We start from the raw sequence: 25435 nt of genomic DNA, 5'->3' as shown, positions 1-25435 counted from the left end.
ACTTTTTCTCTATGATGCGACAATAATTAATTGTGAATTAGCATACTTGGTTAATGAGACAATGAAGCATCAGTTTAAATTTAATCCTTTAGCGACCGCTATTTTTACGCTCTTATGTAGTGGCTCCATACAATCAAGTTATGCTGAGTCAGCTGGTGTTGTCTCCAACATAGACAATAATCAACTTAAGGCGAGTATTAAGGAAGCCTATCCAGGGCAGGAATTCTTTCAACAATATTATGTTGATAAATCTGCTCCTGAGGCGCAATTGCGCAATAATAAATATTTGAGTTCAGCATTCTGCCAAGGAACTTGGATTACACCAATTAATCCTGAAACTAAAGCGTTAGATGCAGATAAGGCTACTTCAGTTGTAACGGCTGATTATGGGCACTACAACCCTGCCGGCGACTCTGTGTTGGAAGGAAACGTGGTGATAGATCAGGAAGGCCGTACAGTTCGTGCCGATAAAGTCACCATCGATAAAACTCAAACATTTGCACATGCACAAGGCCGAGTACAGTTAGCTCAAGGCGGCTTACTCTCTCAAAGTGATGAAATTGATTACAATCTAAAGACTCAAACCGGAAATTTAGATAATAGTTTTTATATTTCTGAACAACAACATGCCCATGGTCATGCTGGGAAGATCGAGAGAACCTCTCCGAATGTAATGGTTCTCAATGATGCGACTTACACAACCTGTCCGCCAGGCCAGAAACCAGGTTGGAAAATTCAAGCCAACAAAATTGAGTTGAACCAAGAAACTGGGCGCGGTGTTACGCGCGGAACAAAACTATATGTAAAAGATGTTCCAGTTCTAGCAGTTCCCTACTTTAACTTCCCGATTGATGACCGCCGCACTACAGGTATCCTCAACCCACAATTTGGTTTCTCAAACGATGGTGGTATTGAACTTTCGGTTCCTGTTTATTTAAACCTTGCGCCTAATTACGATGCAACAATTACGCCACGATACTTAGCAGATCGTGGTGCAATGTTACAAGGTGAATTCCGATATTTGACGGATGGGTTTGGTGCCGGACAGATTTGGGGCGGCATTTTGCCATCTGATAAAGAATATGATGATAAAGACCGTAAAGATTTCCATTTTTTACATAATTGGGATATCAATGACCAATGGTCTACCAACCTTGAATACAATTACGCATCAGATAAAGACTACTTCTCTGATTTAGATAGTAGCCCTATCTCTAAAACAGATCTTAACTTACGTAGAGCTTGGGAACTTAACTATCAGCATGGTATTCCGGGTTTAAAAGCACAGCTTAAAGTCGAAGATTTCCAGACCCTTGACCCAGAAGTAAAAGACGTCAATAAACCATACGCCCGCTTACCTCAATTTTTATTAAATTATGTCACTGGTAATCCACTAGGACTACAATACGAATTTAATAACGATACTGCTTATTTTAAGAAATCAATTAACGATGATTCTGCACAAGAAAGTAGCGGTACGCGTATTTATAACCAGTTTGCAACACGTTATAACTATCGAACACCAGCAGCCTTTGTAATTCCTGAGGTTTCTGTACGTTCTATTCAAACCTTCTATGACAAAGACAGTATCGCCTCTCAAGGTTTAGATGGCGGTTCTGAAAACAAATCAGTCGTTGTGCCACAATTTACATTGGACACTGGATTGAATTTTGAACGTGAGGGCAAATATTTACAAACACTTACACCACGCGCCTTCTATGCCTATGCGCCATACAAAAATCAAGATGGCTACCCAAACTTTGACTCAACCACTGCGTCAATTAGTTACGATCAGTTATTTAACCCTTACCGCTTCTATGGACATGACCGCCTTGAAGACAATAACTTTTTATCGTTAGGTGTAAGCTATAGTCTTTTTGACACAGTAGGCTTAGAGCGTTTACGCGCAAGTGTGGGCCAAAGCTATTATTTTGAAGATCGCCGCGTCACCTTGAAACAACAAGATGAAATTGATACTGAACGTAATACAGGTCCTGTTGTTAGCTTATCAAGTCAACTTAATCAAAACTTTACCATTGCTGCCAACTCGGCATGGATGTCAAATGGTGATAATGCACAGCGTGATTTTCAACTTTACTATACAGGCGATAAAGGAAATCTATATAACTTAGGCTATTTCTATCGTAAAGATATTCCTGGTCGTCAAGACACTTATGACCAAGTTGTTGCATCGTTTATACAACCAATTAAAGACAATTGGCGTATTATGGGGCACGTACAATATGACATGGACAATGATGTTGCCCGTGAATTATTACTAGGTGTTAATTATGAATCGTGTTGCTGGGGCATTTCTGTCTATGGCCGTTCATACTATAACGATCTAGACGATCCAAAATCTCCAGATGTTAGTGAAAAGCGCGCGATCATGGCCGAAATTACACTCAAAGGTTTAGGTGGTTTAAACAATAAACTCGCGTCTTTACTTGAAAATCGCGTTTTAGGTTTTAACAAAATTAATCAATCTTGGACACAACGTTAATGAAGACAAAACATCTTAAACAGTTTTTTAAAGCGACAACCCTTGCTGTATTAATATCTTCATCAATGCATAGTTTTGCCCAACCTACTGATGAAGTTGTGGCAATTGTGGACAATAGCGTAATTTTAAAAAGTGACCTTGAACAAGGAATGGCTGAAGCAGCTCACGAATTGCAAGCACAAAAAAAAGAAGTTCCACCTCAACAATACTTACAATTTCAAGTATTAGACCAGCTCATCTTACGTCAAGCACAACTTGAACAAGTTAAAAAATATGGCATCAAACCTGATGAGAAAAGTCTAAATGAGGCTGTACTTAAAGTTGCAAGTCAATCAGGTAGCAAAAGCCTAGAAGCCTTTCAACAAAAATTAGATGCGATTGCACCTGGAACTTATGAAAACTTACGTAGCCGTATTGCTGAAGATTTAGCAATTAATCGTCTGCGTCAACAGCAAGTTATGTCTCGCATTAAAATCAGTGATCAAGATGTAGATAACTTCTTGAAGTCACCACAAGGACAAGCTGCTTTAGGTAATCAAGCCCATGTGATTCATATGCGAATTTCCGGAGATAACCCTCAAGAAGTTCAAAATGTAGCAAAAGAAGTTCGTTCACAACTTGCTCAAAACAATGATTTAAACGCTCTTAAAAAGCTTTCAACTGCAACTGTAAAAGTTGAAGGTGCAGATATGGGATTCCGTCCTCTTTCTGATATACCGGCTGAACTTGCTGCTCGTATTACTCCACTGCAAGACGGTCAAACAACTGACTTAATTTCTGTACGCGATGGTGTACATGTTCTAAAACTTTTAGAACGTAAGCAAAATGAACAGAAAGCATTAGTACCGCAATATCAAACACGCCATATTCTTATTCAACCTTCCGAAGTGGTAAGCCCTGAAAATGCGAAACAAATTATTGATAGCATTTACAAGCGATTAAAAGCGGGTGAAGATTTCGCTACTCTTGCTGCAACTTATTCAAACGATACAGGTTCAGCACGTGATGGCGGCAGTCTAGGTTGGGTTACGCCAGGTATGATGGTTCCTGAGTTTGATAAAAAAATGCAGGAAATTCCTGTAGGTGAAATTAGTGAACCTTTCCAAACTCAATTCGGCTGGCATATCTTACAAGTGACAGACAAACGCGAAAAAGATATGACACATGAATATCAAGAGCGTATGGCACGTCAAATTTTAGGTGAGCGTCAATTTAACACTGAAATTGATAGCTGGTTACGTGAAGTCCGTGCAAATGCTTATGTAGAAATTAAAGATCCAAGCCTCGACAAAAAGAACTTACAAAAATAAGTTAATCTTTTGGCGTTAAAACCTGTGTTGATCACAGGTTTTTTATAAAAAAACTCAGCCAATAAAAAACCGGTTATATAAATAACCGGTTTCTATAAATCAAACCCTAACGGGAATTATTTATAACGATCAACCATTTTCTCTAAAGAAATTGGGCGAATCTTGTCAGCATTACCAGCTGTACCGAAAGCTTCATAACGATCGATACAAATTTGTTTCATTGAATCGACAGTTTTAGCGAAATACTTACGTGGGTCAAATTCAGCTGGGTTTTCCGCCATGAAACGACGAATTGCACCTGTTGAAGCTAAACGCAAGTCAGTATCGATATTGATTTTACGTACACCATGTTTAATCGCTTCTACAAGCTGTTCAACTGGTACACCATAAGTTTCACCAATATTACCACCAAACTCGTTAATTACTTTTAACCATTCTTGTGGTACAGAGCTTGAACCGTGCATTACAAGGTGAGTATTTGGCAATGCCGCATGAATTTCTTTAATACGGTCAATTGCTAAAATATCCCCTGTAGGTGGACGTGTAAATTTATAAGCACCGTGTGAAGTACCTACAGCAATTGCTAAAGCATCAACATTTGTATCAGCAACGAATTGTTTTGCTTCTTCAACAGAGGTTAAAAGCTGAGAATGGTCAAGTACACCTTCTGCACCCACACCGTCTTCTTCTCCAGCCATACCTGTTTCAAGGCTACCTAAGCAACCGATCTCACCTTCAACAGATACACCACAAGCATGAGCCATTGCTACCACTTGACGAGTTACATCTACGTTGTAATCGTAAGTTGTAGGAGTTTTACCATCAGCGCCTAATGAACCGTCCATCATCACTGAGCTAAAACCAAGTTGAATAGAACGTTGGCATACATCAGGGCTTGTACCATGGTCTTGGTGCATTACCACTGGAATGTGTGGCCATTCTTCAATTGCAGCCAAAATAAGATGGCGTAAGAATGGAGCGCCTGCATATTTGCGAGCTCCAGCAGATGCCTGAACAATTACAGGTGAATTGGTAGCATCTGCGGCAAGCATAATTGCACGCATTTGTTCTAAGTTATTTACGTTAAATGCTGGTACGCCGTAGTTATGTTCCGCAGCGTGATCCAAGAGCTGGCGCATTGAAATGAGTGCCATAATATCCTCCCAGGTAGTGCGGCTTATTCTACCTTGTCATTTATTTCAATTCAGCAACAAATCACAGTATTTCAAAAAAAATCCCTGCATTTGCAGGGAATTTTTAACAAAAAACAACAAATTAATGCGTTTCTGAAGCAGCCGTCTCGCTAGATGCACTACCTTCAACTACATCTGTATTCTTTTCATCTAAAACTGGCTTATCAAGCGCATCGATTGCAGCTTGTTGTTCAGGAGTTACTTTGTCAGCAACAGCTGTAGATGCCGCATCTTGGCCTGCTTGAGTCGCCTCTTCTTTTTTCGCACAAGCAGTCAACATCATTGGGACAATTAACAAAGCAGCAAAGGTAAGTTTTAAATTCATCACTATTTTCCACAATTGGTGATTTAGTACTCATTATATTATTTCAGGAATATGACAATTTAATGACTTATCAATGAAAAAGGGATTGATAACTCAATCCCTTCTTATTTCAATATAACAGTTTTTAAGCACGTTCAAGTAAAACGGCAACTGCTGGCAATGTTTTTCCTTCAACAAATTCAAGGAATGCACCACCACCTGTTGAAATATAACCAATTTGATCAGCTACATTATATTTATCGATCGCAGCTAAAGTATCACCACCACCAGCAATTGAGAATGCATCAGATTGTGCAACTGCAAGAGAAAGTGCTTTAGTACCTTCACCAAATTGATCAACTTCAAATACACCAACAGGACCATTCCAAAGAATCGTTTTTGAAGTTGTTAATATATTTGCAAATGCTTTAGCTGTTTCAGGGCCAACATCCAAAATCATATCATTTGCTGTGACATCTTCAACTTTCTTAATTACTGCTTGCGCTGCTGCCAAAGAACCTAAGAAATCTTCGAAGTTAATTTGTGAAGCATCAGCTACAACTACATCTGTAGGAAGTGGAACACTTACTTTAGCAGCAATTTGTTTTGCAGTTTCAACCAAGTCAGCTTCATATAAAGATTTACCAACATTGTAACCAGCAGCCGCCAAGAAAGTATTTGCAATACCACCGCCCACAATCAGTTGGTCACAAATACCAGATAATGAATTTAATACATCAAGTTTTGTTGAAACTTTAGAACCAGCGACAATTGCCACCATTGGTTTTTCAGGTGTTTGCATTGCACGGCCAAGTGCATCTAATTCAGCAGCCAATAATGGGCCTGCCGCTGCAACAGGTGCAAAACGTGCTACACCTTCTGTAGAAGCTTCTGCACGGTGAGCAGTACCAAAAGCATCCATTACAAACACATCACATAGAGCTGCATATTTTTGTGCAAGTTCAGGATTATTTTTCTTTTCACCCGGATTAAAACGAACATTTTCAAGCAAAACAACTTGTCCTGCTTCAACTTCAACACCATCTAAATAATCAGTAAATAATTTAACTTCTTGACCTAATGCTTCAGTTAAATATGCAGCCACTGGTGCAAGTGATTGTTCAGGCTTTGGCTCACCTTCCACAGGACGACCTAAATGTGAAAATACCATTACAGCAGCGCCTTTTTCTAAAGCAGCTTTTATTGTTGGAAGTGCGGCACGTAAACGAGCATCGCTGGTAATCACACCATTTTTAACAGGAACGTTTAAATCTTCACGAATAAGGACACGTTTACCTGCTAAATTAAGGTCAGTCATGCGCTGAAAATTCATGTAAAGCTCTCTTTATGATTTTAAAAACGCGCCAATTTTAAATGATTACATCAAAAAAGGTTAGTTTTTTTGCATAAAAGCTGTAGAAAGCCAAAGTTTTGATTATGATAGAGGTAGTCATCTAATATTTCATCCATTATGTCTATTCATCCAGATCCACAAATCAATCGTTTAAATGTTTTAGGTGAACCCTTAGCAAGCTGTTGTTTTGACCCTATTACTGGCTACTTCCGGAATGGTTTTTGCCATACAGCCGTAACAGATCTTGGTCAACATACGGTGTGCGCCCAAATGACTTCTGAGTTTTTAAATTTTTCACAAAAAGTCGGAAACGATCTGATCACTCCTCTACCTGAAGCAGGCTTCCCTGGCCTACAACCGGGAGACTTCTGGTGCATTTGTGTAACTCGTTGGGTAGAAGCTTATCAAGCTGGTCAAGCACCCCCTGTTAAACTTCATGCTTGTCATCAAGCTGTATTGAGCTATGTTCCATTAGATGTATTAATGGAATTTGCAGTGTAATGAAACAACCCAAAATTATTTTGGCATCAAGCAGTCAGACACGTAAAGATTTAATGAATCGTTTAGGAATCGAATATATCTGCATTAGTCCAGATATTGACGAGAGTCCTTGTGGTGAAATGCATGCCGATGATTTAGCAAAAAGACTGGCATTTACTAAAGCACAAGTAATTGCACAAAAAAATCGTGAAGCAATTGTAATTGGATCAGATCAGGTTGCATGGCGAGAGCATGCTCCTCATGATTTTATTGGCAAACCCTTAACAATTGAAAATGCCAAAGCTCAATTAGCAGCAAACTCTGGCCGAACAGTCTTTTTTAGTACTGCTTTAAGTGTGCAGTGCCTTGAAAAAAGTTTTGAACATACGCTTGTTGAGCATTATCAAGTTAAGTTTCGCAATTTAAGCGCGCCTGAAATCGAAAGATACGTCGACTTAGATCTGCCCTTACAATGCGCAGGAAGTTTTAAGTGTGAAAGTCTCGGCATTAGTTTATTTGAAAAAATGATAGGCCAAGACCAAACCACGCTGATGGGTTTACCCATGATTCAGCTTTGTCAGATTTTAAGACAACTCAACCTCCAAATTCCTTAATATTTATTAGCTTATTTATAGGTTATTTCCATGACAGAAGCTTTAACCGTTTTAGGCGGTATTACTGCTGAACAGTTTTTAACAGAGTATTGGCAGAAAAAACCATTACTTGTACGTAATGCTATGCCTGAAATTGTGGGTATGTTAGAGCCGAATGATGTAAAAGAACTCGCTTTAGAAGACCATGTAACTGCTCGTCTTATCCGTCAAAAAGATAAAAATCCAAATGAATGGCATGTAAAATCATCTCCCTTAACTAAAGGTGATTTTCAAAAACTACCAAAGTTATGGACACTTTTGGTTCAAGCAGTAGACCATTATTCATTTGATATAGCTGAATTGTGGAAGAAATTTCCTTTTATTCCGCAATGGCGCCGTGATGACATTATGGTCTCTTATGCCCCAAAAGGTGGTTCAGTAGGAAAACATTTTGACTTTTATGATGTTTTTCTTGTTCAAGGATATGGTCATCGTCGCTGGCAACTCGGCCAAATGTGTGATGCAAGCACTGAATTTGTACCTAATCAACCTTTAAAGTTGCTACCAGAAATAGATGTTCATTTTGATGAAGTATTAGCTCCTGGCGACTTATTATATGTTCCACCTGGATTATCACATTATGGCGTTGCCGAAGATGATTGTTTAACTTTCTCCTTTGGTTTCCGTATGCCTAATATTTCAGGCATGATCGATAGAATTAGCGATCAATTTGCTACTGATGAATTACTTCAAAATCCTGTTGTCGATATTACCCGTAAGAATCCTCCTCAAATTGGGGAAATAAACACGGAAGAGTTGGCTTATTTAAGAGATTTAGTGCTAGCTCAATTGAAAAATTCAAAAGTACTTGATGCTGCCCTCATGTCGTACATGAGCGAGCCTAAATATCCAGACAATATTCCAGAACCAGATGAAATAGAGGTTGAAGACCTAAATGCTATTTTGTCAGATGGCTATGAGCTGCTACTCGAACCTGCTTCGCGTCTACTTTATACAGAACAAAATGGCGTTTTAAAGTTTTGGGGTAATGGAGAAGAATTACTGATTGTGGAATCTTTTGCCACCCAACTCAAATCGATTGCCGATGGGAAAAGCATTCCTTTCAATAGTGAGCTTAACAATACAGATATTTTAGAAAACATTGTTCAATTATTGAATAATTCAATTCTTATGTTGTTACCTCCTGCAGAGTAATACTAACTAAATATATAAAAGGAGAAATTATAAAATTTCTCCTTTTTTCTTTTATAAATACATGTTTAAATATACCAATCTTTAAATCAAAGTTATAAAGGCCCACTTATAGTAAAAACCACCTTACCAAATCAAAAAATTAACTACTAAACATAGCTATTCAATTATAAAAAAATTAATGCTTAGCATTGAGTTTTGTCCTTTTATTATTTTTAAAAAACCTATTTTTTTCTATCAATAACAGTCAATACAATGTAAAATTTCGCGTTCGTGCTTTTTATTTGTACACTCGACCTTTAGGCTAATAGCAAAATATTTGTGTGAGGCTACTAAAATATGTCAAAAAAAGATGACATTATTACCACTGCTTTAAGACTTTTTAATTCATATAGTTATAATTCTATAGGGGTAGATCGTATCATCAGTGAATCTGGTGTAGCGAAAATGACATTTTATAAATACTTTCCTTCAAAAGAGAAACTTATTGAAGAGTGTTTATTATTAAGAAACTCACTTTTACAAAATTCTCTTACTGCGGCAATCTCTAAAGAAGACGAAACCAACCCACTAGCTCGTATTAAAGCCATCTTTTTATGGTATTCAGATTGGTTTAATAGTGAAGACTTTAATGGTTGCATGTTCCAAAAAGCCTTAGAAGAAGTATTAAAACAATACCCGTCAACACATCAACCAGCAACTTTATACAAAATCTGGTTAACACAATTAATGCAAGATCTTCTTATTCAATATGAAATTGAAGAGTCTCGACCTTTGGCATTGCTTTTAGTCAATATTTTAGAGGGTATGACCATTCAAGCTCAAGTTGAGCATGGTTCAGTAAAAATTGATGACTATTGGAAGCGTGTAGAGAAACTCATTGAATTTGAAAAAATTGCACATTAAAAAATAAAGCGTGATATTATTCTTCTTATCTTGTTGAATCTTCTTCTTATTCATCACGCTGCGTCTGAAAGTCATTCTAGCTTAGAGTTTGACATTTTTTTAAATTATCATCCCAAACTAGAATATACAGACCTGTCTGTACAGGGTCGATTATAACTTTAGAAAATAAAAACACAATCTTTTTTTCTTGCCCTTTTATATATAAATCAGATTTAACTATTGATAGACAGAAAAATAGAATTTATTTTCTTTGACTTTGTTTCATTTATACTTAACAATTACGCTTCTCACACAAAGCAACACTTTTGACACAAAACAAATACAAATTCTTGTTTTACCTTAATAATGTTATATATTTATCAATTACACTTATAAACCTTTTCAACAAAAACAATTGGATTGATTAGTTTTGCTACATTCATTTTCTTAAGATCAATCTATACTATGCCGGCCATATTGATATAGGTATAAAGTATGAAAGATGGACTCCAAATTGAAGAAATGAAAAATGCGGCGGATTCAGTCGTAGGAACATTAAAATCTTTAGCTAACACTGACCGTTTATTAATTTTATGTCACTTAGCCCATGAGGAGTTAAATGTCTCTCAAATTGAAGAGAAAACACAAATCACCCAACCCACCCTTTCACAACAATTGATGATGCTACGTAAAAGTGATGTCGTTTCAACACGTCGTGATGGCAAGCAAATCTTCTATTCGATCAAGGATGATAAGATGCATTCAATTTTAAATATGCTTTACCAGTTATACTGCATAGAATAACTGCTCTAAACTTATAAAATTATAATAATATTAATGTATTCCTGAAATATGCGATTTTTCAACTTGGTAGCTGGTAATTATCCGAGCAAAGAGGATTGAAAATTCGCGTAGTTTTTCTAGCATTCCAATCTATTAAAAAACAAAAATAACCTCTCCTATTTCTTTTTATATCTTTTCTCCCTCTTCACTAATTTTTATGGCAAATAATAAGAACTTAAGCGTTACTGGCTGTAATATAAGCAAAACATCAGATGCCAAACTTTAACCAATCAATTTTCTTTATTTAAAAACAAATACTTAATATTACCAAACCTTATAAAACTGATGACTTGATATAAAAAAGCTTAAGATTCACATCACTTACGTATAAAATACTCAGCTTGTTCAACCTTTAGCCATGAATAGGTTAATAAGGCCTTTATATGCTTGAATTCTTTTCTCGATTAAGCTTAGTCACTAAAATTATTATCGCCATTATTTTAGGGATAGGCGTCGCACTATTATTTCCAACCGTTACGCCGTACTTAAGCTTGTTTGGTGAACTATTTATTAAAGCATTAAAATCGGTTGCTCCTATTTTAGTCTTTGTACTGGTTCTCTCATCTATTGCCAACTTCCAAGTCGGTCATAGTGCAAATTTACGCCCAGTATTACTACTCTATGTAGTAGGTATGTTATTAGCTGCTTTTAGTGCTGTGATCGCTAGCTTATCTTTTCCTAGTACGCTTTATCTCAACACTGTTTCTCATAATAATTTGCAAGCGCCTGGTAGTCTCGCTGATATATTAAAAAATCTGCTTTTAAGTTTTATTGCAAACCCTGTTCAAGCAATCAGTGAAGCGAACTTTATTGGTATTCTTGCGTGGGCAATTGGTCTTGGCTTAGCAATGCGTCATAGCTCGGATACAACCAAACAAGTAATGCAGGATGTTTCACATGCTGTAAGCGCTATTATTCATAAAGTTATTGCGTTTGCACCTGTTGGTATTTTCGGTCTAGTTGCAGTAACTTTTGCAGATGCTGGACTAGCAACACTTGAAAGTTATGCACAATTACTTGCTGTTCTATTAGGAACAATGCTGTTTGTTGCTCTAGTGATTAACCCAATTCTAGTAGGTTTAACAATTCGCGGTAATCCCTACCCATTAGTATTTAAATGCTTAAAAGAAAGTGGTATCACAGCGTTCTTTACACGCAGCTCAGCAGCTAATATTCCTGTAAACCTTGATTTAGCTGAACGTTTAGGCGTAAATCCTTCAACTGCGAGCGTTTCAATTCCTTTAGGTGCTACTGTTAACATGGCTGGTGCAGCAGTTACGATTACTGTACTTACTTTAGCAACTGTGCATACGTTAGGAATTCATGTTGATTTGGCAACAATGATTATTTTATCTGTAGTTGCGACTGTTTCAGCATGTGGTGCATCTGGTGTTGCAGGTGGTTCCCTACTTCTAATTCCAGTCGCATGTAGCTTATTTGGTATTTCATCAGAAATTGCAATGCAAGTTGTTGCAGTGGGTATGATTATTAGTGTATTACAAGATTCAACAGAAACGGCGCTTAACTCATCTACCGATGTTTTATTTACAGCCGCAGTTGATATTCGCTCAAGACAAAACTCATAGAGAACATGCCATTTCAAAGTTTACCAAACTGGTTCCAACTTGGCGCCTTCTTACTGGCAATAAATGCCGGAATGATTAATGTATTAGGGCTTATCACCCTTTTACATCAATCGGTGTCGCATATGACTGGTAATGTCAGTATGCTAGCCATGAGTTTGGTAAACTGGCAGTTTGAACACATCATATATTTAGTACTAGTTATATTATGTTATGTATGTGGATCATTTTACAGTGGTTTTATTCTAGGCAATAGCCATTTCAAATTAGGCCGCCGGTATGGCCTTCCTTTAAGTCTAGTTTCACTATTTATTTTTCTCTGTTGGTTACTGCTGCCTTATTTTCCAAAATATGGACTATTATGGGCTTGTGTCGCCATGGGGCTACAAAATGCAATGGTAAGTCACTATAAAGGAACCATTATTAGGACTACTCACTTATCGGGTGTCTTAACAGATCTTGGGCTTGCACTTGGTTATATAGCACGAGGTTTAAAAGTAGAGAATCGCCGCATTATTTTGCATCTACTTATTTTTATAGGTTTTCTATCTGGCGGTATAATTGCTGCTTTAGTTCACCCTTATTTAAAATTGCAATCATTTTTGCTTCCAGCAATTTTAAGCTTAACTCTCAGTATTTCGTATTGGGCAGTTTACTTTCATAGTTCTTCCTCTTCAAATTCGGATTAAGTCATGGTTAAAAATGCCTTACAAGCTCAGTTACTCAAAGCTGGTTTAGTTGACAATAAAAAAGCGAAAAAACTTACCAAACAAGCTCAGCATGAGCAGCGTACTGGTCAAAGCAATGAAGCAGAAATTAAAGCTAATATTGAAAAAGCTCAAAAAGAGAAACAAGCAAAAGATCAAGCTTTGAATCTAGAAAAGCAGCAGCAACTCGAAGAAAAAGCATTAAAGGCTTCAATCATTCAAATGATCAAGCAACACAAAATTGTAGATTTTGCCGGAGATGTGGCTTATCAATTTATTGACGAGAATAAGATTAAAAAGGTTTACCTATCTCAGCAAGTTTATAATGCACTTGTTACAGGCAGTTTAGTGATTGCTAAAGATCAAGATCAATATGCTTACCTTCCTAAAGCCTTAGCTGAAAAAATTGATCAAAAAATGAAAGGATTTATTTTAATCAATAATGCTGAGAAAAATGAACAAACTACTGACGAAGAAGATCCATATGCAGCATATGTAATTCCGGATGACTTAATGTGGTAACTGTTATGAGCCTTTATCAATATTCGGATAAAGGCTCATACTGCTTAAAATAAATATTAATATTTTATCATTTATTAAAAAAATTTATAAAAATTACATTCAAGCCAAATTCATTCACCACTTCATCTATTATTATCGATATAATGAATAAAACATTTTTTGTCTTTACGATGCCTTTTAGTTAGGCTTCTTCCCGATTCCAAATTTATGTCTTGACTAAATCATGTCAGTTTTAGCCAAAGATATACAACATAAACTTTGACGTGTATCCACACACCCAACAGATCAATACCTTAATTAAGTTTGATCTAACTGACTTTATTGCAAATTAAATTGTGAAATTTTACTAAAGTAGCTGATGTATAAAGGTAGTCATTCATGCTGAAGTGGTTTGAAAAACTTGTAGATCCTTATCCAACCAAAGGTTTGGATGAGCCCTTACCAACACGCTTTTTCCCATTTGTTTGGCAAGCTACTGAAGGTGTGCGTCCATATTTATTGCTACTTATTATATGTACAGCTGGTGCAGCTAGCTTTGAAGCCCTGCTCTTTTCAAAAATTGGGCAACTTGTAGATTGGCTTAGTAATAGTCAGCCTGAAAATTTCTTAAGCCAACATGCTTCAAACATTCTTATTCTCATTAGCGTGTTATTTGCCAATATTTTATTTGTTAATATTCAATCTATTATAAAACATCAAATTTTATATAGTACTTTTCCAATGCGCTTGCGTTGGCGCTTCCATAACCTTTTATTAAAACAAAGCCTAGACTTTTTCCATAATGATTTTGCTGGTCGACTTTCTGCAAAGGTCATGCAAACAGCTTTAGCAGTCCGTGAATTCTGGATTATTTTAGGCGACATGTTGGCTTACGTCAGCATTTACTTTATTACCGTAAGTATTGTTCTTGGTGCAATCTCACCCACATTACTTATTCCACTTATGGTTTGGTTAGGGTTATTTTTATTAAGCGCATGGTTCTTTATTCCACGTTTAAGCAAAGTATCACAACAACAAGCCGATGCACGCGCTGTAATGACTGGTCGTGTAACTGACGCCTACACTAATATTCAAACTGTAAAGCTCTTTGCGCATGCTGGGCGTGAAAGCCAATATGCAAAAGCGTCAATGAAAGAGTTTATGACCACAGTCTATGCGCAAATGCGTCTAGGCACTCTTTTTGAAGTTAGCATTAATTTACTGTCTGCTGTTTTATTTGTTGGGGTAATTGGTACCGCAGTTTGGTTATGGACTCAAGGTTTAGCAGCGTTAGGCGTAATTGCTGCTACTACTGCCATGATTTTAAAACTTAATAGCATGGCTGAGTTTATGATGTGGCATATGTCAGCATTATTTGAAAATGTTGGTACCATTCAAGATGGCATGCAAACACTTGGTAAAAAAATCAATATTCAAGACAAGCCAGATGCAAAACCACTTGCAGTCACACAAGGTGAGATCGTATTTAAAGATGTGACCTTTGCTTATAACAATAAAAATGTTATCGATCACTTTAATCTACACATTAAAGCAGGTGAAAAGATTGGTATCGTTGGCCGTTCAGGTGCAGGTAAATCTACCCTCATCCAATTACTTTTACACTTTTATCATCTTAAAGAAGGTGCAATTTTAATTGATGGGCAGAATATTGAAGATGTTACGCAAGATAGTTTGAGAGCAAATATTGCTTTAGTTACTCAAGACACTTCTCTACTACATCGCTCAGTTGCCGAAAATATTAAATATGGCCGTCCAGATGCAACTGATCAAGATATGCAAAGTGCCGTGCACAAGGCAAAAGCAGCTGAATTTATTCCTCAACTTGTCGACTTAAAAGGACGTTCAGGTTATGAGGCACAAGTGGGTGAACGTGGTGTCAAACTGTCAGGTGGTCAAAGACAACGTATCGCTATTGCGCGTGTTTTCTTAAAAGATGCACCAATTTTAATCTTAGATGAAGCAACTAGCGCTTTAGACTCAGAAGTTGAAGCAGCTATTCAGTCTAGTTTAAATGACCTGATGGTAGATAAAACAGTTATTGCAATTGCTCACCGTTTGTCTACCATTGCTCAAATGGACCGTTTAATTGTTCTTGATGAAGGTAAAATTGCAGAGCAAGGTACTCATGAAGAATTAATTGCTAAAAATGGTATATATGCACAATTATGGAAACGTCAAACGGGCGGTTTTCTTATTGAGCAAAAAGTAGTACAGGGTCAAGATTAATGCTTTATTTAGAAGATTTAAAAATTGGTGATCGTTTTATCAGTCGTGAGTATGAAATTACACTTGATGAAATTAAACAATTTGCAAGCCACTATGACCCTCAACCTTTCCATACAGATGAAGAGTTAGCCAAAGAAGATCCAATCTTTAAAGGTATTGCCGCTAGCGGGTGGCATACCTCGGCAATTACTATGCGCTTATGGACTGAATGCATGCCGATTCATGGTGGACTAGTAGGCTCAGAATCTAGTCTACGTTGGCCACGCCCTACTCGGCCTGGTGACCGTATTCATGTTGAAGCTGAAATTTCCGCCATTACGCCATCCAAAACAAAATTGGATCGTGGTATTGTAAGCTACGTTACGCAAGCCTTAAATCAGCATGGGGATGTTTTACTTATTTCAACGACAAAAATCGTTGTCTTTAAAAAGAATGTTTAATGAATCGTTGATATGATTGTCTAACAGTTTTTATAAACTCAAATTATATTTCATGACAAGATGTGTAAGAAATGCACGTAGAAAATTGATGAGAGCAACGGAACGCATATGAAAATTACCTCAGCTCGTCAAGATCAAGGTATTCCAGGAGTCTATGGCTTATTGCTATTAGATGTAGTTTCACGTTGGGGATACAACGATGAAACATTATTTGCTCCTTTTCATCTTACTAGTGAGCAATTGGCCGATCCTGAATATCGTATTTCAACACCCGTAGCAAATGAGCTGGTTAAACATGCCTTAAATCTTACCGGTGAAAGTACACTGGGTTACCACATTGGTACTCAAATGCGTATTTCCATTCACGGATTTATTGGCTACGCGATAATGACAGCAAAAGATATTACAGAAGCGATTGCTCTCGCTGCCCGTTTTATCCAATTACGCTTACCTTTTTTACAATTATATTTTTCTACTTTCGGACCAAAAGCCACATTACAATTGCAATGTGATATTGAGTTAGAACCTCTTCGTACTGAGATCGTTTTAGGTTTAACTATTGGTATTATGACCATGGCTAAAGCGATTACGGGTATTGAAGATTTAGCGGGCGATGTTGATTTAGACTTTCCAGAACCGGAAGGTTTTGATAAGTATAGAAGCAAGCTAAGCAGCACCATCCGCTTTAACCAGCCTCATCTAATCTCTAGCTTTGACAAAAAATATTTAGGTTTTAAGTTAGTTAATGCCGATCCAATCGCAAGTCAAATCGCTATTAACCAATGTGAAGCGGAACTATCTGCTTTAGGCGAACGCCGCCGTCTAGCCATGCGTGTACGTGATATTTTAAGTAATTCTGAACAACATTACTTAAGCATAGAAAATGTAGCAGAATATTTACATATGTCAGATCGTACCTTAAAGCGACAATTGGCAGCCGAAGGTACTTCATTTTCTACTTTAGTAGATGAAGTTCGATATCGTCATGCGACCTCTCTGCTTTCGCGTACAGATTATAGTCTTGAACAAATTGCAGATGAACTTGGTTACTCGGATGTCGCAAATTTCAGTCGCGCTTTTAAACGCTGGAGCGGTCGCAGTCCGAGCAACTGGCGCAAAGACCCCTATTTATAATGTTATTAAAATATTGGACACAAGCTTAAGGAGTTGTCATGAACCATCCTTCAGAATTGAAGTATGCACGTACACATGAGTGGGTAAAAATTGAAGGAGACCTTGTTATTACAGGGATTACCGACCATGCACAAGATGAGCTTGGAGATTTGGTCTATGTTGAAACTCCTGAAGTGGGTAGCCAAGTAACAGCTGGCGAACAAGCCGGAGTTGTTGAATCAGTTAAAACTGCTTCTGATATTCATGCCCCTGTCTCTGGTACAGTAGTAGAAGTTAATACTGATCTTGAAGATGATCCGGATTTTGTAAATGAAGATCCATATGGCAAAGGCTGGATTTATAAAATCAAACCAGACAATATTGCAGATGTTGAAAAACTTTTAACAAATGCAGAGTATGAAGCTGGTCTATAATATAGATATAGTTTTTAATAAAAAAACCAGTTTAGATTTAACTGGTTTTTTTATATATGTATAGATCAGATTTAAAACCAAATTCATAATGGATCATTCATATGACAAAACTTGTGGTATTTTCCGGCGCCGGTATGAGTGCAGAAAGTGGAATTAGTACTTTCCGCGATAGTAATGGTCTCTGGGAAAATTATGATATACAACAAGTTGCCACTCCCGAAGCGTGGGAAAGAAATCCAGCTTTAGTTCAACGCTTTTACAACGAACGTCGTAAAAATATTTTAGAAGCCCAGCCGAACGAAGCTCATCAATATATTGCTAAACTACAAGACCATTATGATGTACAAGTCATTACACAAAATATTGATGATCTACATGAGCGTGCTGGAAGCCAAAATGTCTTACATTTACATGGCAATATTCGACTAGCGAAAAGTTCTGGCCCAGATGCACAATATACAACTCAATTTTATGAAGTTAATGGTTGGAAGCTCGATTTAGAACAGGACTTTTGTCCAAATGGTTACCCGCTTCGCCCTCATGTCGTTTGGTTTGGTGAAGCTGTACCTGCTTATGAAGAAGCAATTCGTTTAGTACAAAGTGCTGATATTTTTATTGTAATCGGGTCAACATTAAGCGTATATCCAGTTGCCGCTTTGGTCCACGAGATTCCTCATTATTCCAAAGCGTATTACATAGATCCCCAAGCAGATCATTCTCGTGTTCCACCTCAATATAAATTATTAAATATGACGGCTACAGAAGGTATGCACGAGTTATTTCATCAATTGACCAGTTAATATTTCCTCTTTTGATATTCTTTTTTTCTTATTTAAACCATTTTTTCGCGTAAAATTGATGAGAAATTATTCATCTAAATAATAACTTTTCTTAAAAGGCACCCTGTCATTACTATTTTTGTAACTAAAAAACTGAATTTAGCTTTTAGTTTTTTATATTATTAGTTTTTTAATAAGTTTTGATATTATTTTTAAATTGATAATTAATTGATTTCATTAAACTAAATATAACATGTAATCAAATTTACACTTGTTTACACAAAGATACATAAAATACATCACAAAGATAACAGAGCAAAAAAATTCTTTTATGGTTGAATCTCAACCTCTTGAAATGCCGTACAAGAAAACAGCGACCTGGATTAGGTTACAATCACGGATTATGGATATAAGGACACACATCCATTATGAGTTATTTTGATCCCACCCTCATCATGTTTATGGTGTACATCGTAGCAATGGTACTTATCGGCTTATTTGCCTACCGTGCTACAAGCGACTTCTCTGATTATATTCTTGGTGGTCGTAGTTTAGGCAGTTTCGTTACTGCATTATCCGCAGGCGCATCGGACATGAGTGGTTGGTTACTCATGGGCTTACCAGGAGCGATTTATCTTTCTGGTTTATCTGAAGCGTGGATTGCAATTGGTCTAATTATCGGTGCTTGGCTTAACTGGTTACTGGTTGCTGGTCGATTACGCGTTCATACTGAAATCCAAAATAATGCACTCACTCTGCCAGACTATTTTACAAGTCGATTTGATGACCAGAAAAAGATACTTCGTATTTTCTCTGCAGTTATTATCTTGGTTTTCTTCGCTATTTACTGTGCTTCAGGCATGGTAGCTGGTGCCCGTTTATTTGAAAATTTATTCGGTATGTCATATACCACCGCAATCTGGTTAAGTGCTATTGCAACAATCAGTTATGTTTGTATTGGTGGTTTCTTAGCAATTAGCTGGACTGATACTTTCCAAGCGGGCTTAATGATTTTTGCCCTCTTGCTCACTCCAATCGTGACTTACCTCGCAATTGGTGACACAACTCAGTTTGTGACGCTTATTGAAACTGCTCGTCCACATGCATTTAACATCATTTCTGATTTAAGTGTGGTGGCCGTTTTATCTTCCATGGCTTGGGGGTTAGGCTATTTTGGTCAACCGCATATCCTTGTACGTTTCATGGCTGCCGACTCTGTAAAATCAATTCCTGCTGCTCGCCGTATCGGTATGACCTGGATGATTTTATGTTTAGTCGGTGCTGTCGGTGCCGGTTTCTTTGGTATTGCTTACTTCCAGCAACACCCTGAACTTGCAGGTGTGGTAAGCAAAAACCCTGAAACTGTATTTATGGAATTGACTAAAATTTTATTCAATCCATGGATTGTCGGTATCATTCTAGCTGCTATTTTAGCTGCGGTTATGAGTACATTAAGCTGTCAGCTTTTGGTATGTTCAAGTGCACTAACTGAAGATTTGTACAAAGGCTTCATTCGTAAAAATGCATCTCAAAAAGAGCTTGTATGGGTTGGGCGTATCATGGTTCTTGCAATTGCCGTTCTAGCAATTGTGCTTGCGGGTAACCCTGACAGTAAAGTTCTTGGCCTTGTTGCTTATGCTTGGGCTGGTTTTGGTGCTGCATTTGGACCACTCATCATCTTGTCATTGTTCTGGAAACGTATGACTTTAGAAGGTGCTTTAGCAGGTATGATCGTAGGTGCTGTTGTTGTAATCGGTTGGAAAAACCTTTTCGCAAGCACTGGTGTTTACGAAATTATTCCAGGCTTTATCTGTGCATTTATCAGCATCATCGTAGTAAGCTTGATCAGCAAAGCGCCAAACTCTGATGTGACTGGTCGCTTTGAGCAAGCAGATAAACTCTATAAAGAAAGTACATAACTCATTGAAATAAATAAAGGGGCTTCGGCCCCTTATTTATTTTTAGTTTTGATTTTAATTTTTGAACTATCTTTCACAACTTGCATCACGGGATAACTACGAGTCTCTTTTACACCGGGTAATTGCCATAGCACTTGCCCTGCGATACGTCGAAACTCCTCCATACTTCCACTGCGTAATTTAATTAAAAAATCAAATCCCCCACTGACCATATGGCATTCAACGATTTCTGGATAGTGCACGACTGCATCAATAAACTCATCTAAAACATTGGGTGTGGTTTTATCAAGTAAGACTTCGACAAAAACCAAAAAATTTGCTTTTAACTTAATTGGATTTAATTTAGCTTCATAACCTAAGATGAATTCATCTTTGGTGAGCTTCTGCACTCGTGCCATAACTGCTGTTGGAGACAAATTGACGAGTTCAGCTAATTTGCTGTTGGAAATACGCCCATCTGTTTGAAGAATATCCAAAATTTTTAAATCGGTGCGATCAAGGCTTAATAATGGGCCATTCATCTGAATTTTCCTCTAAAAAATGGGCAAAATATAGTGAGTTATTCGGTGTTTCTTCTGTAATGATAAATTATCTAAACCTCTCTACTCAAGATGAGTTTACGAGAGCTGGTTGGCGGAAATAGATATGAACACAATGGATACTTTTCATCAAATGGATAAATCTCACCAAGGCTATATCACCGAATTCAACGATAAAAGTGAGTTTGAACAACGCATTAATACAGCTTGGCGACGTGCCGAACCTGAAGCTGTAGAAGAGCTATTACAAGCTGCTGCGGTATCTGATGATTTAGATCATAAAATTTATGACCTTGCATTTAACCTTGCCCATAATTTACGTGAACGCAAGACCTCTTCAGGTAAAGCAGGTATTGTTCAAGGGTTATTACAAGAATTTTCTCTTTCTTCACAAGAAGGCGTGGCTTTGATGTGTCTTGCTGAAGCTTTGCTTCGTATTCCAGACACAGCAACACGTGATTTGCTCATTCGCGATAAAATCAATCAAGGTAACTGGAAAGAACATGTTGGCCAAAGCAGCTTAATGTTTGTGAATGCTGCTGCATGGGGTCTCATGTTAACTGGTAAGCTTATGGAAACACCAAAGCAAACCAGTCTTTCAAGTGTACTTACTGGCCTTTTAGCACGTAGTGGCCGTGGCATTATTCGTAAAGCAGTTGACGTTGCAATGCGTATGATGGGTGAACAGTTTGTGACTGGTGAAACCATCGAAGAAGCTGTCGACCACGCAAAAGTACTTGAGGATAAAGGTTTCCGCTATTCTTATGACATGTTAGGTGAAGCTGCCTTAACCGACCATGACGCTGAACGCTACTTTAATGATTACACACAAGCCATTCATGCAATTGGTAAAGCGTCTAATGGTAAAGGCGTATATGATGGCCCAGGTATCTCAATTAAGCTTTCTGCTTTGCATCCACGTTACCAACGTGCGCAAATTGAACGTGTTCACAAAGAACTCTACGGCAAAGTATTTGAGCTCGCTCGTTTAGCTAAACAGTACAATATTGGTTTAAATATCGATGCAGAAGAATCAGAGCGTTTAGAAATTTCTCTTGAGTTACTTGAGCGTCTCTGTTTTGAGCCAGAACTTGCGAACTGGAAAGGCATTGGTTTCGTAATTCAAGCTTACCAAAAACGCTGCTTCTTTGTGGTTGATTATATTATTGACCTTGCTAAGCGTAGCCAAAAGCGTCTGATGATCCGTCTTGTAAAAGGTGCATATTGGGATAGCGAAATTAAGAAAGCACAAATCGAAGGTATGGATGACTACCCTGTCTTCACGCGTAAAGTTCATACTGATTTGTCTTATATCGCTTGTGCTAAAAAATTACTTGCAGCACCAGAATTTATTTATCCGCAATTTGCGACGCATAATGCTCAAACTTTAGCAACGATCTATCATTTAGCAGATCCAAGCAAATATTACGCTGGTCAATATGAGTTCCAATGCTTACATGGTATGGGCGAGCCGCTTTATGAACAAGTTGTTGGTCCACGTGAGCAAAATAAATTAGGCGTGCCATGCCGTATTTATGCTCCGGTTGGTAACCACGAGACATTGTTAGCTTATTTAGTCCGTCGTTTACTTGAAAATGGCGCGAATACTTCATTCGTTAACCGTATTGCCGATAAAACACTTAAAGTTGAAGATCTTATCCAGTCTCCAATTTATGATATTCGTAATGCAGCTAAGCTTGAAGGTTCAGTTGGTTTAAAACATCCATCAATTCCACTACCTTTAGATATGTACGGAACGCTTCGTAAAAACTCTAAAGGTTATGACTTAGCAAATGACACCCCACTTGCAGCTTTAGATAGCACAGCTCAAGAATTACGTAATCGTATTTGGCAAAGCCATCCGTTGTTGGCTAATACTGATTCTTTAGAACAAGGTCATTCTGTTGCAATTACAAACCCAGCACAAAATGATGAAATTGTTGGTTATGTACAAGAAGCTGATCTTAAGCATGTCGAAATCGCTCTTACTGCAGCTGAACAAACTCAGTCAGAATGGTCAAATACACCTAAGGATCAACGCGCTCAATACTTAAAACGCGCAGCTGACCTCATGGAAAGCCGTATTCAAGAGTTGATGGTATTACTTTGCCGTGAAAGTGGTAAAACTTATGCCAATGCGATTGCAGAAGTTCGTGAGGCTGTAGATTTCTTACGTTACTATGCAACCCAAGTTGAAAATCTTCCTGCAAATACAGTTATTCAGCCTTTAGGTACTGTACTTTGTATTAGCCCATGGAACTTCCCTCTTGCAATTTTCTCAGGTCAAATTGCTGCGGCATTAGTCAGTGGTAACTGTGTTATTGCTAAACCAGCTGAACAAACTCCATTGATCGCAGCCCAAGCAGTTCAGATTTTATGGGAAGCTGGTATTCCACATGGTGCTGTACAGCTACTTCCTGGCCGCGGTGAAACAGTAGGTGCTCAGCTCAGCCAAGATAGCCGTATCGATGGCATTATGTTTACTGGCTCGACTGAAGTTGCAAAAATTTTACAGAAGACCGTTGCAAAACGTTTATCTGAAAATGGTCAATCTATTCCACTCATTGCAGAGACTGGCGGTCAAAATGCAATGATTGTTGACTCATCTGCTTTAACTGAACAAGTTGTATTAGATGTTGTAAGTTCTGCTTTTGATAGCGCAGGTCAACGCTGCTCTGCTTTACGTATTTTATGTGTACAAGAAGACAGTGCTGCAACCGTTATTAAAATGCTTAAAGGTGCAATGCAACAGTTGATCGTAGGTAACCCTGCAATTTTAAAAACTGACATTGGCCCTGTTATTGATGATGAAGCAAAACAGACGATTGACCAGCACATCCAGAAAATGAAATCGAAGGGTTATCCGGTACATCAATTGATGTTTGGTGCAACAAGCCAAACAGAATTAGATAAAGGAACTTTTGTTGTGCCAACAGCAATTGAACTTCCTAATCTTGATGACTTACAACGTGAAGTTTTTGGTCCGGTTTTACACATCATTACCTATAAGTATGGTGAACTTGAGCAACTCATCTCAAGAATTAATGCGAAAGGTTATGGTTTAACCATGGGTCTGCATACCCGTATTGATGAAACCATCCAAACCGTAATTCAACATGCTGAAGTGGGTAACCTTTATATCAACCGTAATATTGTTGGTGCTGTTGTTGGCGTACAACCATTCGGTGGTGAAGGTTTATCTGGTACAGGCCCTAAAGCGGGTGGCCCTCTTTATATGTATCGCTTAATGCAGCATTGTTCTAACAAAGTATTAGCAACTCCATTTGCGGTAAAAAATGAGCAAACCGTTTTTGAAGGTTTTACCCGTGAGGTTTATCAAAGCTTACAAAACTGGGCGAAACAACATTTACCACAAGCAAACCGTGAAATTGAACCTTTTGGTGTTGGTAAATTTTATGAGTTACAAGGCCCTACTGGGGAAAGTAACCAATATATTATTTTGCCGCGTCATCGTGTTCTTTCAATTGCTGATACAGAACAAGATCAATTGCATCAGTTACTTGCAATCTTTGCAGTTGGCAGCCAAGCTGCTGTAATGCCAAATAGTCCATTATTGGCAAAACATAAACAAACGTTGCCAAAAGATGTACTTGATGCGATTACTACCATTAAAAACATCACTACAGATGATTTTGATGCAGTTTTACATCATGGCAACCGCGAAGAGATCTTCTCATTACAGCAAGAAATTGCTAGCCGTTCTGGCGCAATTGTTGGTATTACTCATGTTGAACCAAATGAGTCGATTCCACTTGAACGTTTGGTAATTGAACGTGCAATTAGCGTAAATACAGCTGCGGCTGGCGGTAATGCAAGCTTAATGACAATGTCTGAATAATTAAGTAATTTTCTAAAAAGCCCAAATTACGATATTTGGGCTTTTTTGTTTAATAAAATAATCTATTCTTAAATATATAAATTTTATCAATTTGAGTTTTTAATAATGATTTTTTTTGAACCAGAACAATACCAACAAAGATGCACTCAGCTTTTTAGCTTATACCGAAAACAAATTTCCGCTCTGCTACCATCTGCCCAAATTGAGCATATAGGTTCATCTGCAATACCTAATGCATTCTCAAAAGGTGATTTAGACATTTATATTGAGGTTCTACCCGATCAATTTGAGTTTGCAATAGAACAGTTAAAAACGCTTAATTTTATAGAAAAGCAAAATACATTAAGAACAAATGAGCTTTGCATGCTCGAGTCACTCAACAACGATGATGTTGCCTTTCAAGTTGTAGTAACCGGTTCAATATTCACATTTTTCTTAACCTTTAGAGATAAGCTTATAGCTTCTCCAACATTAGTTAATGAATATAATCAATTAAAGTTACAGTCCACCTACTTAGATCATGACCAATATAGAGCAGTAAAATCTAATTTTATTGAACGCGTTTTAAGTCACTCCTAGTGTAAGTATTTTTTCTTTATGAATAACTAACTAAAATTGGCTCCTTTAAGCTCAATTT

Annotated in this window: 22 protein-coding genes; 18 read left to right on the top strand and 4 right to left on the bottom strand. The window is 37.5% G+C overall.

The window, feature by feature from the left end; all coding sequences use genetic code 11:
- Positions 1-61 precede the first annotated feature (61 nt).
- A complete protein-coding gene (locus NQ782_RS04990; protein WP_057092770.1) occupies positions 62-2503 on the top strand; it encodes an LPS-assembly protein LptD in 2442 nt (813 codons plus the stop codon).
- Positions 2503-3813, top strand: a complete 1311-nt coding sequence (locus NQ782_RS04985) for a peptidylprolyl isomerase (RefSeq protein WP_000850087.1) — start codon at positions 2503-2505, stop codon at positions 3811-3813. Before NQ782_RS04990 ends, NQ782_RS04985 begins: the two co-directional genes overlap by 1 nt.
- A 116-nt stretch (positions 3814-3929) precedes the next feature.
- Here NQ782_RS04985 and fba read toward each other — a convergent pair whose 3' ends face one another.
- The 3 genes from fba to NQ782_RS04970 form a co-directional block, all read right to left on the bottom strand.
- Positions 3930-4967 (bottom strand): class II fructose-bisphosphate aldolase, encoded by a 1038-nt coding sequence (gene fba / locus NQ782_RS04980; protein WP_001174011.1) that lies wholly within the window; start codon positions 4965-4967, stop codon positions 3930-3932.
- A gap of 121 nt (positions 4968-5088) precedes the next feature.
- Positions 5089-5331 (bottom strand): hypothetical protein, encoded by a 243-nt coding sequence (locus NQ782_RS04975; protein WP_001049824.1) that lies wholly within the window; start codon positions 5329-5331, stop codon positions 5089-5091.
- 124 nt (positions 5332-5455) lie between these two features.
- Entirely contained in the window at positions 5456-6643 is a 1188-nt protein-coding gene (locus NQ782_RS04970; protein WP_001011093.1) for a phosphoglycerate kinase, read from the bottom strand.
- 138 nt (positions 6644-6781) lie between these two features.
- Here NQ782_RS04970 and NQ782_RS04965 point away from each other — a divergent pair, with 138 nt between their 5' ends.
- The 14 genes from NQ782_RS04965 (at position 6782) to putP (ending at position 20400) form a co-directional block, all read left to right on the top strand.
- Entirely contained in the window at positions 6782-7165 is a 384-nt protein-coding gene (locus NQ782_RS04965) for a DUF2237 family protein (RefSeq protein ID WP_000022187.1), read from the top strand.
- Positions 7165-7758: a nucleoside triphosphate pyrophosphatase gene (locus NQ782_RS04960; protein WP_000812866.1), complete on the top strand. Its 594-nt coding sequence runs from the start codon at positions 7165-7167 to the stop codon at positions 7756-7758. The genes NQ782_RS04965 and NQ782_RS04960 overlap by 1 nt, the downstream gene beginning before the upstream one ends.
- Positions 7759-7788: 30 nt before the next feature.
- Positions 7789-8952: a cupin domain-containing protein gene (locus tag NQ782_RS04955; protein WP_057092768.1), complete on the top strand. Its 1164-nt coding sequence runs from the start codon at positions 7789-7791 to the stop codon at positions 8950-8952.
- A gap of 336 nt (positions 8953-9288) precedes the next feature.
- Complete coding sequence (locus tag NQ782_RS04950; RefSeq protein WP_000037059.1) at positions 9289-9855, top strand: TetR/AcrR family transcriptional regulator; 567 nt, start codon at positions 9289-9291, stop codon at positions 9853-9855.
- A gap of 474 nt (positions 9856-10329) precedes the next feature.
- The gene (locus tag NQ782_RS04945; RefSeq protein ID WP_000651464.1) at positions 10330-10638 is read left to right on the top strand and encodes a metalloregulator ArsR/SmtB family transcription factor; all 309 of its coding nucleotides are present in this window, start codon (positions 10330-10332) and stop codon (positions 10636-10638) included.
- 422 nt (positions 10639-11060) lie between these two features.
- Entirely contained in the window at positions 11061-12263 is a 1203-nt protein-coding gene (sstT, locus tag NQ782_RS04940; RefSeq protein ID WP_000889008.1) for a serine/threonine transporter SstT, read from the top strand.
- 5 nt (positions 12264-12268) lie between these two features.
- Entirely contained in the window at positions 12269-12949 is a 681-nt protein-coding gene (locus tag NQ782_RS04935) for a YoaK family protein (RefSeq protein WP_001116532.1), read from the top strand.
- A 3-nt stretch (positions 12950-12952) separates the two neighbouring features.
- Positions 12953-13489 carry a DUF2058 domain-containing protein gene (locus NQ782_RS04930; protein WP_000240310.1) on the top strand — a complete coding sequence of 179 codons (537 nt, stop codon included), beginning with the start codon at positions 12953-12955 and terminating at the stop codon, positions 13487-13489.
- 378 nt (positions 13490-13867) lie between these two features.
- A complete protein-coding gene (locus tag NQ782_RS04925) occupies positions 13868-15715 on the top strand; it encodes an ABC transporter ATP-binding protein (protein ID WP_004841372.1) in 1848 nt (615 codons plus the stop codon).
- Positions 15715-16155, top strand: coding sequence for a MaoC family dehydratase (locus NQ782_RS04920; RefSeq protein WP_000966086.1), 441 nt, complete (start codon positions 15715-15717; stop codon positions 16153-16155). Before NQ782_RS04925 ends, NQ782_RS04920 begins: the two co-directional genes overlap by 1 nt.
- A gap of 108 nt (positions 16156-16263) precedes the next feature.
- Complete coding sequence (locus tag NQ782_RS04915) at positions 16264-17289, top strand: AraC family transcriptional regulator (RefSeq protein ID WP_000705524.1); 1026 nt, start codon at positions 16264-16266, stop codon at positions 17287-17289.
- Between the two features lie 38 nt (positions 17290-17327).
- Complete coding sequence (gene gcvH / locus NQ782_RS04910) at positions 17328-17702, top strand: glycine cleavage system protein GcvH (protein ID WP_001016343.1); 375 nt, start codon at positions 17328-17330, stop codon at positions 17700-17702.
- Positions 17703-17794: 92 nt separating this feature from the next.
- Positions 17795-18502 carry a Sir2 family NAD-dependent protein deacetylase gene (locus NQ782_RS04905; RefSeq protein WP_086230981.1) on the top strand — a complete coding sequence of 236 codons (708 nt, stop codon included), beginning with the start codon at positions 17795-17797 and terminating at the stop codon, positions 18500-18502.
- A gap of 407 nt (positions 18503-18909) precedes the next feature.
- On the top strand, positions 18910-20400 hold the full coding sequence (gene putP, locus NQ782_RS04900) for a sodium/proline symporter PutP (RefSeq protein ID WP_000119795.1): 1491 nt from the start codon (positions 18910-18912) through the stop codon (positions 20398-20400).
- A gap of 32 nt (positions 20401-20432) precedes the next feature.
- Here putP and NQ782_RS04895 read toward each other — a convergent pair whose 3' ends face one another.
- Positions 20433-20921 carry an Lrp/AsnC ligand binding domain-containing protein gene (locus tag NQ782_RS04895; protein ID WP_086230982.1) on the bottom strand — a complete coding sequence of 163 codons (489 nt, stop codon included), beginning with the start codon at positions 20919-20921 and terminating at the stop codon, positions 20433-20435.
- 124 nt (positions 20922-21045) lie between these two features.
- Between NQ782_RS04895 and putA the strand changes: the two genes are divergently transcribed.
- Both putA and NQ782_RS04885 read left to right on the top strand, forming a co-directional pair.
- A complete protein-coding gene (gene putA, locus NQ782_RS04890) occupies positions 21046-24798 on the top strand; it encodes a trifunctional transcriptional regulator/proline dehydrogenase/L-glutamate gamma-semialdehyde dehydrogenase (protein ID WP_001094964.1) in 3753 nt (1250 codons plus the stop codon).
- Between the two features lie 105 nt (positions 24799-24903).
- The gene (locus tag NQ782_RS04885) at positions 24904-25377 is read left to right on the top strand and encodes a GrpB family protein (RefSeq protein WP_057094428.1); all 474 of its coding nucleotides are present in this window, start codon (positions 24904-24906) and stop codon (positions 25375-25377) included.
- Positions 25378-25435 lie beyond the last annotated feature (58 nt).

Origin of the sequence: Acinetobacter sp. BD54, assembly GCF_044778325.1 — a bacterium.
GTDB lineage: Bacteria > Pseudomonadota > Gammaproteobacteria > Pseudomonadales > Moraxellaceae > Acinetobacter > Acinetobacter baumannii.
This window is presented reverse-complemented; position numbering and strand designations above follow the sequence as displayed.